At 61.3% G+C, this 14,321-nt stretch carries 16 protein-coding genes; 7 read left to right on the forward strand and 9 right to left on the reverse strand.

Features of this window, described 5'->3' with window-relative positions; genetic code table 11:
* Positions 1–106: 106 nt before the first annotated feature.
* Positions 107–454, forward strand: a complete 348-nt coding sequence (locus MR935_RS04145) for a hypothetical protein (RefSeq protein WP_290571313.1) — start codon at positions 107–109, stop codon at positions 452–454.
* A 117-nt stretch (positions 455–571) separates the two neighbouring features.
* Here the strand turns inward: MR935_RS04145 and MR935_RS04150 are convergent, their stop codons facing one another.
* Together MR935_RS04150 and rpsT are read right to left on the reverse strand one after the other, a co-directional pair.
* Complete coding sequence (locus MR935_RS04150; protein WP_290571315.1) at positions 572–1,648, reverse strand: S-layer homology domain-containing protein; 1,077 nt, start codon at positions 1,646–1,648, stop codon at positions 572–574.
* 287 nt (positions 1,649–1,935) lie between these two features.
* Entirely contained in the window at positions 1,936–2,199 is a 264-nt protein-coding gene (gene rpsT, locus MR935_RS04155; RefSeq protein WP_290571317.1) for a 30S ribosomal protein S20, read from the reverse strand.
* Positions 2,200–2,369: 170 nt separating this feature from the next.
* Between rpsT and gpr the strand changes: the two genes are divergently transcribed.
* From gpr to MR935_RS04185, 6 genes are all read left to right on the forward strand, one after another.
* Complete coding sequence (gpr, locus tag MR935_RS04160) at positions 2,370–3,257, forward strand: GPR endopeptidase (RefSeq protein WP_290571319.1); 888 nt, start codon at positions 2,370–2,372, stop codon at positions 3,255–3,257.
* Between the two features lie 77 nt (positions 3,258–3,334).
* Positions 3,335–4,399 (forward strand): stage II sporulation protein P, encoded by a 1,065-nt coding sequence (gene spoIIP, locus MR935_RS04165; protein WP_290571321.1) that lies wholly within the window; start codon positions 3,335–3,337, stop codon positions 4,397–4,399.
* A gap of 83 nt (positions 4,400–4,482) precedes the next feature.
* Complete coding sequence (locus MR935_RS04170) at positions 4,483–5,928, forward strand: spore germination protein (protein ID WP_290571323.1); 1,446 nt, start codon at positions 4,483–4,485, stop codon at positions 5,926–5,928.
* A 3-nt stretch (positions 5,929–5,931) separates the two neighbouring features.
* Positions 5,932–6,561 (forward strand): Ger(x)C family spore germination protein, encoded by a 630-nt coding sequence (locus MR935_RS04175; RefSeq protein WP_290571325.1) that lies wholly within the window; start codon positions 5,932–5,934, stop codon positions 6,559–6,561.
* Positions 6,554–7,384 carry a hypothetical protein gene (locus MR935_RS04180; protein ID WP_290571327.1) on the forward strand — a complete coding sequence of 277 codons (831 nt, stop codon included), beginning with the start codon at positions 6,554–6,556 and terminating at the stop codon, positions 7,382–7,384. The genes MR935_RS04175 and MR935_RS04180 overlap by 8 nt, the downstream gene beginning before the upstream one ends.
* A 55-nt stretch (positions 7,385–7,439) precedes the next feature.
* Entirely contained in the window at positions 7,440–7,775 is a 336-nt protein-coding gene (locus tag MR935_RS04185) for an arsenate reductase family protein (protein WP_290571329.1), read from the forward strand.
* A gap of 56 nt (positions 7,776–7,831) precedes the next feature.
* Here the strand turns inward: MR935_RS04185 and MR935_RS04190 are convergent, their stop codons facing one another.
* Genes MR935_RS04190 through MR935_RS04220 form a run of 7 tightly spaced genes read right to left on the reverse strand, consistent with a single transcriptional unit; the run spans position 7,832 to position 14,130 of the window.
* Positions 7,832–9,487 carry a sensor histidine kinase gene (locus MR935_RS04190; RefSeq protein ID WP_290571331.1) on the reverse strand — a complete coding sequence of 552 codons (1,656 nt, stop codon included), beginning with the start codon at positions 9,485–9,487 and terminating at the stop codon, positions 7,832–7,834.
* Positions 9,477–10,157, reverse strand: a complete 681-nt coding sequence (locus MR935_RS04195; protein WP_290571333.1) for a response regulator transcription factor — start codon at positions 10,155–10,157, stop codon at positions 9,477–9,479. Before MR935_RS04195 ends, MR935_RS04190 begins: the two co-directional genes overlap by 11 nt.
* A gap of 2 nt (positions 10,158–10,159) precedes the next feature.
* Positions 10,160–10,804, reverse strand: a complete 645-nt coding sequence (phoU, locus tag MR935_RS04200; RefSeq protein WP_290571335.1) for a phosphate signaling complex protein PhoU — start codon at positions 10,802–10,804, stop codon at positions 10,160–10,162.
* Between the two features lie 10 nt (positions 10,805–10,814).
* Positions 10,815–11,570, reverse strand: a complete 756-nt coding sequence (pstB, locus tag MR935_RS04205) for a phosphate ABC transporter ATP-binding protein PstB (RefSeq protein ID WP_290571337.1) — start codon at positions 11,568–11,570, stop codon at positions 10,815–10,817.
* Positions 11,567–12,424 carry a phosphate ABC transporter permease PstA gene (gene pstA, locus MR935_RS04210; RefSeq protein WP_290571339.1) on the reverse strand — a complete coding sequence of 286 codons (858 nt, stop codon included), beginning with the start codon at positions 12,422–12,424 and terminating at the stop codon, positions 11,567–11,569. The genes pstB and pstA overlap by 4 nt, the downstream gene beginning before the upstream one ends.
* A gap of 3 nt (positions 12,425–12,427) precedes the next feature.
* The gene (pstC, locus tag MR935_RS04215) at positions 12,428–13,294 is read right to left on the reverse strand and encodes a phosphate ABC transporter permease subunit PstC (RefSeq protein ID WP_290571340.1); all 867 of its coding nucleotides are present in this window, start codon (positions 13,292–13,294) and stop codon (positions 12,428–12,430) included.
* A 32-nt stretch (positions 13,295–13,326) separates the two neighbouring features.
* Complete coding sequence (locus MR935_RS04220) at positions 13,327–14,130, reverse strand: phosphate ABC transporter substrate-binding protein (protein WP_290571341.1); 804 nt, start codon at positions 14,128–14,130, stop codon at positions 13,327–13,329.
* Positions 14,131–14,321: the final 191 nt, after the last annotated feature.

Below are 14,321 nucleotides of genomic sequence, written 5' to 3' on the forward strand. Positions count from 1 at the left end.
GACCTGCAGGACAGCTATCTAGTCGTAAGACAGTACCTATTTTTGTGATATGCTTTATTCAGAGAAAGAGCGATATAAATTTGAATTTGATAAAGGGGTGTGTGTAATGGCTAATAAAACATCAAACAAACGAAAATGGACAGCAGAAGAAGTCCAACAATGGTATCGTGATACGGGCACCTTTACATACGCAAACCCCGATGATTTAAATGTTGTTGTAAAGAAGCCAAGACGCGAGGGACTTACTGTGAATTGGGCGAACCCGAAAGCATATCTGCTACAAGGAGCAATTCTTGCCGTTGTATTTGCTCAAATAAGTTGGAAAATTCCAATTTGTCGGGCTGTTACCCCTTTAGGAACGTTCCCTACGCTTCTGTCAGGTGTATCGTGTGTCCCGGGTTGCGCCATATTACCTCATCCAAAGAAAACTGACAGACCTCAAATATCCAGTTGATTTATTCTGTCAGGACAGCTGCGGCACATTTGCAAAAAACAATCCTCCGTATGTTCTCGAACATACGGAGGATTCACTGTTTTATGGGCGCAGCCCGACAAGCCTGTGGGGCGTTCTCTATGCTCTGACGTAATAAATAGCCGTTACCTCGCCGTTGACGATCGAGGGATAGCAGTACCGATAGGTGCTGCCCGTGCTCACCAGCGTGCGCAGCTGGTGGTAAGGCTTGACATCAATGGCCACGCAGCCAGCTGCGATCGGATAGCTCTGCTGCTCCCCGGACAGGGTAAGCTGCCCGGCGGAATAGACGCCCTCGCGGTTGATCGGCTGGTTTTCCTCCAGCGTGATATAGGTCTCTCCATTCTGCTGCCACAGCCTCGAGTACCGCATCAGCTCGCTATAACGCACCGCCGGGTCATAGTTTGCGATGATGACATCGCAATAGCTCTGCGCGCCGACGCAGATATTGACCATATCGCTGCGCTTTTGGTAAGAAGCGCTGCCATTTTGCTCGGTCATATGGGTCGCGCGGTACAGCATGACCGCCATTTCCGCGCGCGTGACCTGCGCAGTGGGGTTGAGACGGCCGTTACTGCCGCCGATGACCTGCGCGGTGACCAAGGCGCCGACCGCCTCGCGGGCATAGCTTGCCACCTGCGCGATATCGCCAAAGCCGCTCAACTGGCCGGCTGCGAGACGGAGCGGCGTGCAGTCAATCGTTCGCTTGAGAAAGACCATCGCGTCCTGCCGTGTCATTTTCTGCTGCGGCAGAAAGCGCCCGTCGCTCGTGCCGCCGGCCACGCCAAAGGCCCTGGCCGCATTGACCGCCTTGGCATAATACGCACCGGCCGGCACATCACTGAAGGTGCCCTTGGAGGCCACCAAACCGCTTTGCAGCGCGTCGCTCATGCCATAGGCGCGGTCGAGCATCACGATAAAGTCCGCCCGTGTGATCGGATTGCCGGGGTAGAACAGGTGGTCGCCGCCGCCCTGCACAATGCCGTTGAGCGCGAGCGCGTCCACTTCCTTATACGCCCATGCGTACTCTTGCGCAACATCGTAAAAATAAACAGAGCGATCGGGCAGATACGCATAGGTGGCCGTGTTATCCGCCGCCAGCGCGGCCGTGAGGATGCCCCCTGAAACAACAGCGACCAGCAGCAGCATCGCCACCAGCTTGCGCGTTCTTGTCATAATCTTCTCCTTGTAGTAGGCTTAAAACACGGCGGCGCATGGCCATCCATGTAAACTGACTGCAAAATTATAACACATCCATTTTGATTTGACAAGTTAAAAGTTGACTAAAAATGTCGTATGAATCCCAATATGAGAACTTTTATCACCGTTTATGCGCCTTTTCTCCTGCACTTCCGTCCGCTCTCCCCACCTTTCGACCGGCGCGCCGCCGAGAGCCGCACAGCGCATGGCAAAGCAAAACCGCCCAAGGATATCCCCGGACGGTTTGTTTCCATATGAAAATCTTAGGCCATGCCGTTGAGCTTGATAGTCATCTTGCTCTTCTTGTTGGCCGCGTTGTTCTTGTGCAGGAGGTGCTTGGCAGCCGCCTGATCGACAGCCTTGACCGCAGTCGCATAGGCCTGCGCAGCCTGCGCCTTATCGCCGCCGGCAACAGCAGCGTCAAACTTCTTCAGGGTGGTCTTGAGAGCGCTCTTGGCCATCTGATTGTTCATCGCCTTGGTCGCATTGACCAGCACACGCTTCTTTGCAGATTTGATGTTGGGCATTCCGGAAACACCTCCTTTGTTCTCTATTCGTCAGTAGTTTCATTCTACCATCAGTTTTTTCAAATTGCAAGTGTTTTTTCGATGAAACAGAATAAAAATTCCCGCCTGCTGCAAAATAACGACAAAGCCGCCTTTCGCGGCACGATACCGCGCAAAAGGAGTGCATCTTTATGGCCTTCCGCACCGACCTTGCGGTCGAAGCGATCGAAAATATGGAACAGGCGGCCGCGCTGCCCCACGTCCGGCAGGATGACCGCACTGTCGAGGGCTTTGCCGTGCACGAGGTCGAGATCCGCAGCGAGCGCGCCGCGCGGGAGATCGGCAAGCCGTGCGGCCGCTACCTGACCTTTGAGCTGGACGCGCTGCTCCGGCGCGAGGAGGATGCCTTTCCCCGCGCATGCCGCGCGCTGAGCGGCCTGCTGCGCGGGCTGCTGCCCGCGCGCGCGCAGGACGGCCCCGTGCTGGTGACCGGCCTGGGCAACCGCATGATCACGCCCGACGCGATCGGCCCGCAGGCGGTCGACCATGTGATCGCAACGCGACATCTGATCGAGCAGGTGCCCGATGTGTTCGCCAACTGGCGGCCGGTCTCCGCGCTCGCGCCCGGTGTGTTGGGGCAGACCGGCGTGGAGACCGGCGAGGTCGTCTGTGGCGTGCTCGACCGCGTGCGCCCGGCGGCCGTGCTCGCGGTGGACGCGCTGGCAGCGGGGCGGCTCTCCCGCCTGCTGCGCACCGTGCAGCTTGCGGATACCGGCATCACACCGGGCGCGGGCGTGGGCAATGCGCGCGCGGCGCTGGACGAGCGGACGCTGGGCGTGCCCGTCATCGCCATCGGCGTGCCGACTGTGGTGGACGGCGCGACCCTCGCCCACGAGATTGCTGCCCAGCTGGGCGGGCCGTCCTGCGAGGCGCTCGATGACCTCTGCCAACCCGTTATGGTCACCACCCGCAGCATCGACCGCGAGGTTGCCGATGTCGCCCGCCTGATCGGCTATGCAATCAACATGGCGCTGCACCCCTCGCTCTCGGTCGAGGATATCGACCTGTATCTGTCCTGACCCATCGTCAGAATTCTGGTCTACTCGCGCGCGGACGGGCGTATGATAATAGCAAAACCATTCCGGGAGGCGGCGCCATGAAACGATACCGAAAAAGACGCCGGCGGCAAGGCGGCATCGGCCTGTCCGCCGCCGCTGCGCTGTGCCTTGCAGTCTCCCTGCTGCTGTTCGCGCGTGCGGGCGGCGAAGTCGCCGTGCAGGAGCTGCTGGACGATCTTGCGCGCAGCAGCGGCTTTGTCACGCGCGCGGTCGCGCTCGAGCTGGGTCTTTCGGCCGATGCGGACACCGCCGTCTTCGCACCGCGCACCGCGGCCGCCGCCCGCAGCGAGGACGCTGCCGACCCGGTCTCCGAAAGCACCTACATCCCGCTCGAAAGCGAAAATGACGCGCCCGTCCTGTCCGCCGCCGATAAGGCCGCGACCGTGACCGTCAACAACGAGACCTCGTACCCCGTCGATGTGGCCGCCTGCCTGTCCGCGAAAACCGCTATCCGCGCCGGAGACGACGGCCCGCAGGTGCTGATCGTACATACACACGGCAGCGAAAGCTATACGCCCGACGCGGCCTTTCCCTACACGCCGACCGAAACCGAACGCACAACCGATACGCGCTACAACGTCGTGCGCGTGGGCGATGAGTTGAAAAGCGTGCTTGAGCAAAACGGCATCGCAGTCATCCATGTGCGGGATATCTTCGACTCCCCCACCTATTCCGGCTCGTACGACCGCTCGCTGGCTGCCATTGAGCAGGCGCTGGCCACCTACCCATCCATTCGGGTAGTGATCGACGTGCACCGCGATTCCATCCTGACCGATGACGGCCGCGCCTATAAGACCCTGTGCACGGTAGACGGGACGGACACGGCGCAGCTGATGTTCGTCGTCGGCACGGATGACGGCGGGCTGCACCACCCCGACTGGCAGCAAAACCTCAACTATGTGACCGGGCTGCAATACCGGCTCAACCGCAGTTATCCCGGCCTGATGCGGCCTGTCAACCTGCGCACACAGCGCTTCAACCAACACGCAAGCCCTGGCTCGATGCTGCTCGAGGTCGGCTCCTCCGGCAACACGATGACCGAGGCGCGGGCCGCCGTGCGGCTGTTCGGGCAGACGCTGGCAGACGATTTAAACGGCGCATAATATCGCTGCTATTGTGCAAAATATCCTTATTATTGCAAGCAAAACAGAAATAGTGACCATTCGGTCATTAAAGAGGTGCGCCGATGGATACCATCACGTTTTCGACCGATCTCGAATCCAATATCCGGCTGATGCAGTCGATCTTCAAGGGTGACAACACCTTGGTCGTGCGCCGCGCGCAAAGCCCGCGCGGCCTGCGCTGCGCGGTGTTTTTCTTCGACGGCATGGTAAACGCGCTGGCGATCAACCAGAGCGTCATCCGTCCCATTGTCTGCTCTGACCGCAAGCGTCTGACCGCCGACGAGCTGGCGCAGACGCTCCTGCAAGTCAACGACAGCCGCGTCGAGACCGACGCGGGCAAACTGTTCGCCTCCTTCCTTTACGGCGATACCGTGGTGTTCACCGAGGGCGATGCGCGGCCGGTCGTGGTCAACACCAAGGGCTTTTCCATGCGCTCGACCGCCGAACCGGAAAACGAGCGCGTACTGTCCGGCCCGCGGGAGGGCTTTACCGAGTGCTTCATGCCCAATCTGGCGCTTATCCGGCGGCGGCTGAACGACAAGCGGCTCAAATTTACCTTTCTGCGCATCGGCTCGCGCACCAACACGGTCGTCTGCCTGTGCTATCTGGACGGTGTGTGTGACGCGAGACTGGTCGAGCATCTGCGGGGCAAGCTGGAATCGCTCGGCATAGACAGCGTGCTCGATTCCAACTACCTTGCCGAGCGCATCCGCGACCACCGGCTGTCGCCCTTCCCCACCCTCGGCACGACCGAACGGCCCGACGTAGTCGCCGCGCGGCTGCTTGAGGGGCGCTGCGCGGTCGTGGCGGACGGCAGTCCGGTCGTGCTGACCGCGCCGTTTTTGCTGCAGGAGTGCTTTCAGTCCAACGACGACTACTATATCAGCTTTCTGCACGCCAACCTGACGCGTGCGTTGCGCCTGCTCGGCTTTTTGTGCACGATCACCTTTCCCGCCGTTTACGCGGCGCTCATGCTCTATCACCGCGAGCTGGTGCCCGCCCGGCTGCTGTTTGCCGTATCGGCGGCGCAGCGCGGCGTGCCGCTGCCCATCGGCTGGGAGACCTTGCTGCTGCTGTTCGTGCTCGAAGCGCTCAAGGAGGCGGGCGCGCGCACGCCGGGCGCGGTCGGGCAGACGATGAGCATCGTCGGCGGCCTTGTGCTCGGACAAGCCGCCGTATCGGCGCGCTTTGCCGCCGCGCCGACCGTCATCGTCGTCGCCATTGCGGGCGTTACCGGCCTGATGGCACCCAAGCTGCAAACTGCCTCGCTTTACCTGCGCTTTCTGCTGCTGGCGGCGGGCGCGGCCTATGGGCTGTACGGCGTGGGGCTTGGACTGGCGCTCGTACTCTTTGGGCTGTGCCGGATGCACTCCTGCTCGGTGCCGTATCTGCTCAACCTTGTGCCGCGCATACAGGCCGAGCAGGAGGACGCATGGCTGCGCGCGCCGTGGTTTTTCATGCGCTATGACCGCTTTCCCGTCAAGCGAGATCGACAAAAAGGGGGCTAACCATTGAGACGTTTGCTTATTCCGCTGCTGCTGGCGCTGCTCTGCGGCTGCGCGCGCGAGGTGTCGCCCGTCTCCGCGCTCGCGCTCGACCGAACGGAGAGCGGCTACCGCATGACCGCCGAGGTCGTCCGGCAGGACAGTATGGATGACCCGGCCGCGCCCGCCTATCTGTCGGCCACCGGGCGTGACCTGCCCGAGCTGATACGGGGCATCGAAAACCTGCTGCCCGGCGAGCTGTATTTGAGCCATGCGCAGGTGCTGCTCATCTCTGAGGAAGTCGCGCAGGACAGCATCCTCGCCCTTGCCGACTACCTGTGCCGCGACCCGGACGTGCGGCTTTCGCTGCGCGTGGCGGTCGTACGGGACGGCGCGGCTGACGCGCTGATGCGGGCGGACGACGAGGTGTTCGCCCTGTCCGAAATGCTTGACCGCGCGGCCGACGCGGGCACGCTGCCCGATATGCCGCTTTACCGCGCCGCCGAGGTGCTGCACGCGGACGGCACGGCCATTCTGCCCGCGCTGCGCTTGGACGAGTTCGGCCAGACCGCACCCGCCGGCACGGCGGTGTTTGCAAACGCGCGCCTATCCTGCTTTTTGGACGGCGGCGAGATCGGAGGACGTGCGTATGCATGAACGCCTGTTTCCCCGCTGGGGCGCAGCGCTGTTCGCGCTGCTGCCGCTGAGCGAGATCCTCTATCTGCCGGTGGATGGGCAGACGATGTATGCCGCCGCGCTTGCCGGCTTGCTCTGCGCGCTGCTTTGCGCGGCGGGTGCGCGCATCGCGCCCACGCTCCGCGGGTACCGCGTGCCCGGCTGGATACTCGCGCTGTTCACCCTGTGGCCTCTGACCCGCTCGCTTGCGCGCATGGCGCTTTTTTTGCAGCGCACGGCCTTTCCGTCGCGGCCACTGTGGGGGCTTGTGCTGCTGCTGACGGTCTGTAGCCTGCTTGCTGCCTCCTCCGGTCTCAACCGCTGCGCAATGTGGGCGCTGCCGGTCGCGTGGGTGGCGGGCGGTATCCTGCTGCTGTCCGGCATACTGACCCTGCGCGACCTCCAGCCGACACACTGGCAGCCGCCGGGCGGCACACTGGCCGCGCAGACGCGCGATATTCTCAGCACGCTGCTGCCCGCGGCGCTCACACTGTCTCTTGCGCTGCCCGCGCGGCTTTCCGGCGCGGCCGCGCGCGGACTTGCAGCAGGCAGCGCCCTGTTGGCGCTGATCTCGCTGCGCGCCGTGCTGCTGCTCGGCCCGCACACGGCGGCGCTGCTGCCCTATCCGAACTTTTCCGCCGCCGGATTGGCCGCCATCGGGGACTTCGCACGGCACGGCGAGGTATTCTTCGCTGTACCCCTGCTGCTGTGCGAGCTGGGGCGCACCGCGGCGCTTTGCTGTGTGCTGCTGCTGCCCATGACGAGCAGCTACGGCGTGTTCCACCTGTGGAAAAAGGACGCATAGACTTGCCGACATGCATCGCCTTTGCTATAATAGGAGCAAAAGGAGACAAGCTGTGATGAATATACAGATTTTCGGCAAAAGCAAATGCTTTGACACCAAAAAGGCTCAGCGCTGGTTTAAGGAGCGCGGCATCCGCTTTCAAATGATCGACCTTGCGCAAAAGGGCATATCCAAGGGGGAGCTGGACAGCGTGCTGCAAGCCGTCGGCGGGCTGGACGCACTGCTTGATACGGCCTCCAAGGGCTACGCTTCGCTCGCCTATCTGGCCTACGACGCAGACAAAAAGGAAAAGCTGCTCGAGGACGGCACGCTGCTGAAAACGCCTATCGTGCGCAACGGGCGGCAGGCGACGGTCGGCTACCGCCCCGAGATCTGGGCGGCATGGGAGTAAGCGCAGTACAACGAAAAAGCCGGCGGCTATTGCAACGCAATGGCCGTCGGCTTTGCTTATTGCTTTGGAAACATGACTGTAATACAGGTCCCTTTGCCGGGCACGCTGTCGAGCGTCAGCTTGGCATGGTGGTACTGCGCGGCGTGCTTGACGATGGACAATCCCAGCCCCGTTCCGCCGGACTGCTTGGAGTGGCTTTTATCCACCCGGTAGAAGCGCTCGAACACCTTGGCCTGATGGGCGGGCGGGATGCCGATGCCGGTATCCTGCACGGTCAGCCGCGTCCCATCGGCCGCGTCGCGGATATCGACGGCCACCGTTCCGCCGCGCACATTGTATTTGATCGCGTTGTCGCACAGGTTATACAGAAGCTCAAACAGCAGCCTGCGCACGCCGTTTACCATGCCCGCGTCTCCGGATACGGTCAGCGACACGTCCTGCGCGCCCGCCGCGTCCGCCAGCGTCTCGCTGACCTCCTCCGCGAGCGCGCGGAGCGAAAGCTCCTCGCGCGGCAGCTCGCCCCCCTCGTCCAGCTGAGACAGACGAATGATATCGTCGATCAGCGCGACCAGCCGGGCGGCTTCTTTGTGGATATGCCCGATGAAACGCGGCATATCCTGCGGCTTGACCAGACCGCTTTCAATCAGCTCGGCCGAGCCGATGATGGATTGCAGCGGCGTTTTCAGCTCATGGGACACATTGGCGGTAAACTCCCGCCGGTTGCGCTCGGCGCTCACCTGCTCGGTCACATCAAAGATCAGGATGACCAGTCCACGCACGCTGCCGCCCGACTCGATGCGGCTCAGGTCAAACTGGTATTCCCTGCCATCCTGCTGCGCGCGAAACGCATCGTACCCGTCCTCCATCGCCCTGCCGGTCGCAAGACGGATATCCTGCCTGCGGTCAAGCGTCAGAAAATCCTTGCCCACGCAGCCGCCGTCCGCGTGGAACAGCGCCCGCGCCGCCGGATTGATGCTGACGATCCTGCCCTTACCGTCCAGCAGCACCAGACCCTCGCGCATATTGCCCGCGATCTGGTCAAACTCCTCCTGCTTTTGCCGCAGGCTTTTCATTTGCAGCCGCAGCTCCTTCTGCTGGGCATCCATGCGGCGCAGCAGGGGAGAAAGCTCCTCATACACATCGTTTTCCATCGGCTGCTCGAGGTTCAGCGTATTCAGCGGCTCGACCACCCGCCCTGCCATGCGGCGGGCAAGCCACACCGAAAGGGCGACGGCCAGCAGCACAATCACCACAACAGAGCGAAGCATACCCGCGACCAGCACGGCCGCCGTGGCGCGGCTGCGCGAGATGCGGAGCACGCTGCCGTCGGCCAGCCTGACCGCCTCATACAGCGTTTTTTCGGTCAGCGTGGCCGAATAGCGGATACTCCTGCCCGCACCCTCCGCCAAGGCCTGCTGTACCTCTTCCCGCCCGGCGTGGTTTTCCAGCTCGGCGGCCTCCACCTTTGTATCATACAACACCACGCCGTCCGCGCCGATCCACGTCAGGCGGTAGCGGCCGGTGTGCAGCTGCTGTAAGTAGTCCTTGCCCAGCGCCTGTGTCCCGGCTGCGGCCAGCGCCAACTCATCGCGCAGCTCGCTCTCCTGCACATCGCCAAAATAGTCATACAGCACGCCGGTGATGAGCAGCAGGCAGGCCAGCAACACCGCAATGGACGCGGATAGGATGGAACGGAAAATCTTATTGGTCACAGCCTGCCTCCAGCCGGTAGCCCACATTGCGGACGGTCTCGATCAGCTTGCCGTAGCCGCCGAGCTTTTGGCGCAGTGTACGGATGTGCATATCGAGTGTTCTGCTGTCGCCCATGTGCTCCATGTTCCATACCTGCGTAAACAGCTGCTCTCTGGTATATGCCATGCCGGGATGGGCAAGGAACATCCGCAGCAGCTCAAACTCCTTATAGGTCAGCATGACTCGTTTGCCGTCGGCGGTAACGGTGCGCTCGTCCAGATTGACCGCAAGCCCGCCGATGCGCAGCGATCCCGCAGCCTGCTTGGGCTGGCAGCGGCGCAGCACGGCCTTGATGCGGGAGACCATCTCCATCATGCCGAAGGGCTTGACCAGATAATCGTCTGCACCAAGGTCAAGGCTTTGTATCTTATCATACTCCGCGCCCCTTGCCGTGGCCATGATGACCGGGATATCGCACAAGCCGGGCGCCTGCTTCATTTTCCGCAGCAGCGCAACGCCGTCCATGCCGGGCAGCATCACATCCAGCAGCACCAGCTCCGGCCTGTCTGTTTGCAGCGCCTGCCAGCAGGACGTTCCATCGGCAAAGCCTCTGGCTTCAAAGCCGGTGGACGTGAGCGCGTACAGCTCAATATCCCGTATGCTTGCGTCATCCTCCACGCACCAAATCATGCTTATGCCCCCTTGTGCACCCCGGTCACAGAATAGATCACCCACTCGGCAATGTTGGTGGCGTGATCGCCGATGCGCTCAAAATACTTGGCGATCATCAGCAGGTCGAGCGCAAACGCGCCATCATCCGGCTCTGCCGCGATCAATTTGATTATAGCACATTTTGTCCGATTAAAATAGTCGTCTACGATATCATCATGGGCGATCACAGCCTCGGCCAGTGCAACATCCTTTTTCACATAGGCGTCGATGCTGTCTGTGACCATCTTGATCGTGGCCTTGGCCATTTCCTCAATCAATTTGCACTCGTCCATGCTGTGTCCGCCCAGATAGAGGATGATCTCGGCGATGTCCTCGGCCTGATCGCCGATGCGCTCCATATCGGTTATCATTTTGAGCGCCGCGCTGATCTGGCGCAGGTCGCGCGCCACCGGCTGCTGGTGCAGCAGCAGCTTCAAACAGCGGCCCTCGATCTCGCGCTCCATCTGGTCGATGCCGATGCCCTCTGACCGCACCTTGCGCGCCAGCGCCATATCGCCGCCCAGCAGCGCCTTGGCCGCCATAGCGATCATTTCCTCACACATCGCGCCCATTTCGATCATCTCTTTGTTGAGCTGAGACAGCTGTTCATCAAATCTGTTTCGCATTTGCCCCTCCTTATCCAAACCGGCCGGTGATGTAGTCTTCTGTGCGCTTATCCCGCGGCTGGGAGAAGATATCGTCGGTCTGTCCGCATTCGACCAGCTCGCCCAGCAGGAAAAACGCAGTATAGTCGGACACTCTGACCGCCTGCTGCATATTGTGCGTGACCATGACGATGGTGTATTTTTCCTTCAGCTCCATGGCCAGCTCCTCGATGCGCGAGGTCGAGATCGGATCGAGCGCCGAGGTCGGCTCGTCCATCAGCAGCACCCGCGGCTCGACCGCGAGCGCCCGGGCGATGCACAGCCGCTGCTGCTGTCCGCCGGACAGGCCGAGCGCGTTCTTCCGCAGCCTGTCCTTGACCTCATCCCAAATGGCGGCACCGCGCAGCGCACGCTCAACGATTTCGTCCAGCCGCGCCCTGCCGGTAACGCCGTGTACCCGCGGGCCGTAGGCCACGTTGTCATAGATGCTCATCGGGAAGGGATTGGGCTTTTGGAAGACCATGCCCACCTCCTTGCGCAGTTGGTTGACATCCACCTCGCGGGAGAAGATATCCGTTCCGTCGTAGCGGATATCGCCGGTGATCTTAACGTCGGGAATCAGGTCGTTCATGCGGTTGAGCGTTTTCAGCAGGGTCGACTTGCCGCAGCCGGACGGGCCGATCAGCGCGGTGATGCTTTTTTCGGGTATCTCGATGCCGATATGGTGCAGCGCTTGATGCGCGCCATACCACAGGCACATATCCTTTACGGTGATGATGCTCGTCATGCGCTCCTCCTTTTCGTGAAATACTTTTGTACCAGCGCGGCCGCAAAATTGACCAATACGGTCAGCACCATCAAAATAGCGGCGATGGCAAAGGCCACGTTGAACTCCCCCTGCTCCTTGGCGTATACATACAGGGCGACGGTCAGCGTTGCGCCGGGGGCCGCAAGACCGTCAAGCATGCCGTACAGCGCGTGGGCAAAGCCCGCCGTGTACAGCAGCGCGGCCGATTCGCCCAGAATACGGCCGACCGACAGGATGCAGCCGGTGACGATGCCATCCACGCAGCCCGGCAGCACCACTGTGCGCACGACCCGCCACTTGCCTGCGCCCAGACTGAAAGCCCCCTCCCGGTAGGACTGCGGCACGGTTTTCAGACTCTCCTGTGTGGCGCGCATGATGGTCGGCAGGTTCATGATGACCAAGGTCAACGCGCCCGCCAGCAGGCAGGTACCCATGTTGTTGGAAAACAGCAGCATACCCACCAGACCGTAGATGATGGAAGGAATGCCGGACAAGGTTTCCGCAGCGTATTCGATGACGCTCACCACCCTTTTGCTCGCGGCGTACTCGGTCAGGTAAATCGCCGCGCCCACGCCAAGGGGCAGCACGAGCAGCAGCGTGGCGATGATGATGTACAGTGTGTTTAGGATATCCGGCAGGATGCCGATTTTCCCCGTCAGGTAGCTGGGCCTGGTGGACAGCAGCCCCCATGTGATATGGGGCGCGCCCTTTGCCAGCACATAGGCAAGCAAAAGCAGCACCAGCGCGGCGGTCAGCCCGACCGACAGGCGCATCACGGCCTTCCACAGCCTTTCATAGTGCTTTCGCTTAGCAGATAACGGTTGACGCAGCATAGGCTACTCCTTTTCTCTTTTGAGGAAGAAATTGAGCGCGGCATTGATGAGCATGATGAACAAAAACAGCACCAATGCAATGGAAAACAGCGCCTGCCGCTGCAATCCACCGGCATAGGCCAGCTCGCTGGACACAGCGGTGGTCAGAAAGCGGACGCTTTGGAACAGCGAGTCCGGCATATTGGGCACGTTGCCCGCCACCATCATAACGGCCATGGCCTCACCGATGGCGCGGCCAACGCCCAGCACCACGGCGGCCGCAATGCCGCTTTTGGCCGCTGGCACGGAAACCTTGCAGTAGGTCTCGACCGGCGTCGCGCCCAGTGCAAGGGATGCGTCCTCATATTCCTTGGGCACGGCGTCCAGCGCCGTGATGGACAGCTTGATGGTCGAGGGCAGAATCATGACCGCCAGCACGAGGATAGCGGCGAGCAGGCTCGCGCCATCAGGCACACCGAACAGCGTGCGGATGCCGGGCACGAGCACCAGCATACCGACCAGACCGTACACCACCGAGGGGATACCGGCCAGCAGGCTGACAGCCGACTGCATCACCGCCTTCACTCCGGGCGAGGCCAGCTTGGACAGGTAGACCGCCGCCAGCAGGCCGATGGGCACGCCAATGAGGATCGCGCCCGCCGCGCCGTAGACGCTGGTCAGGATAAACGGCAGGATGCCGTATTTCGGCTCTGCTGCGGTCGAAACCCATTCTGTGCCAAACAGAAACGCCGTAAGGCCGATCTCTCGTATGGCCGGGATGCCGGAAACCACCAGATACACCGTGATGAGCAGCACACAGCCCACCGTGATAAGCCCCAGCAACAGAAACACCAAATGGACGGCTTGTTCAACGATTTGACTCTTTTTCATAAAGCGCTCCCTCCGAGCCGATGGGTGCAGCCTCAGTTGGCAGGAACCACACCGGCGGCTGAGATGATTTCGTTTGCTGCGGCAGAGGTGATGTAGTCAAAGAACTGCTGGGCGGCAGCGGAAAGCGCGACGTCGCTCCTTGTCACCAGCACGAGCGGGCGCTGCACGGCATAGCTGCCATCCTTGATGGCCGCTTCGGTTGGCGCTGTACCGTCAACGGTCAATGCCTTGACTGTATCCTTGACCGATGCGACCGAGGCGTAGCCGATCGCCGCCGGGTTGCTCGCCACTGTGGTGATCACGTCGCCGGTCGAGGTCAGCTCCTGCCGGTATTGGCATTGCTCCTCTGTACCGGTAATGGACTCAAAGCCGTCCCGCGTGCCCGACCCTGCCTCGCGGCCGATCAGCACGATTTCGGCATCCTCCCCACCGACCGCCGACCAGTTGGTGATCTGTCCGGTGTAGATGTTGGCGATGTCTTCCAGCGTCAGGTCGGAAACCGGGTTTTCGGGGTTTACGATCACGGCAATGCCGTCATAGGCCAGCACCGTACCGGTCAGACCGGCCGCGCTCTCCTCATCCTTCAGCGCGCGGGAAGACAGGCCGATATCACACCGCCCCTCCTGCACGGCCTTGATGCCCGCGCCGGAGCCGGTGGGATTATAGGTAAAGCTGATGCCTGTATCCGTCTGAAACGCCTCGCCCAGCGCGCCGATCACCTTCTCCATCGAAGTAGAGCCATCGGTTGTGACTGTTTCGGCAGCTTTGCCGCCGCAGCCCACCAGCATGGTAAGCGCCAAGGCGGCGGATATTATCGCAGCGATCCTCTTTTTCATTTTGTTATCTCCTTGTATTATAGAGTAGTAGTTATTAGAGCCCCTCTCCAAGGGCTGTGCTACACTGTAAGGGATGCTGTGGATTGGTGTTGTTCTCCTACCACAAGATGGTTCTCGAAAGGTTCCAACCACAGCCCCTTACAATTTTGTTGATCAGTTAAATACCGCCAGACGGTTTATGTGGAACAAGG

It is taken from the genome of Agathobaculum sp., from assembly GCF_022775115.1.
Classification (GTDB): Bacteria; Bacillota; Clostridia; order Oscillospirales; family Butyricicoccaceae; genus Agathobaculum.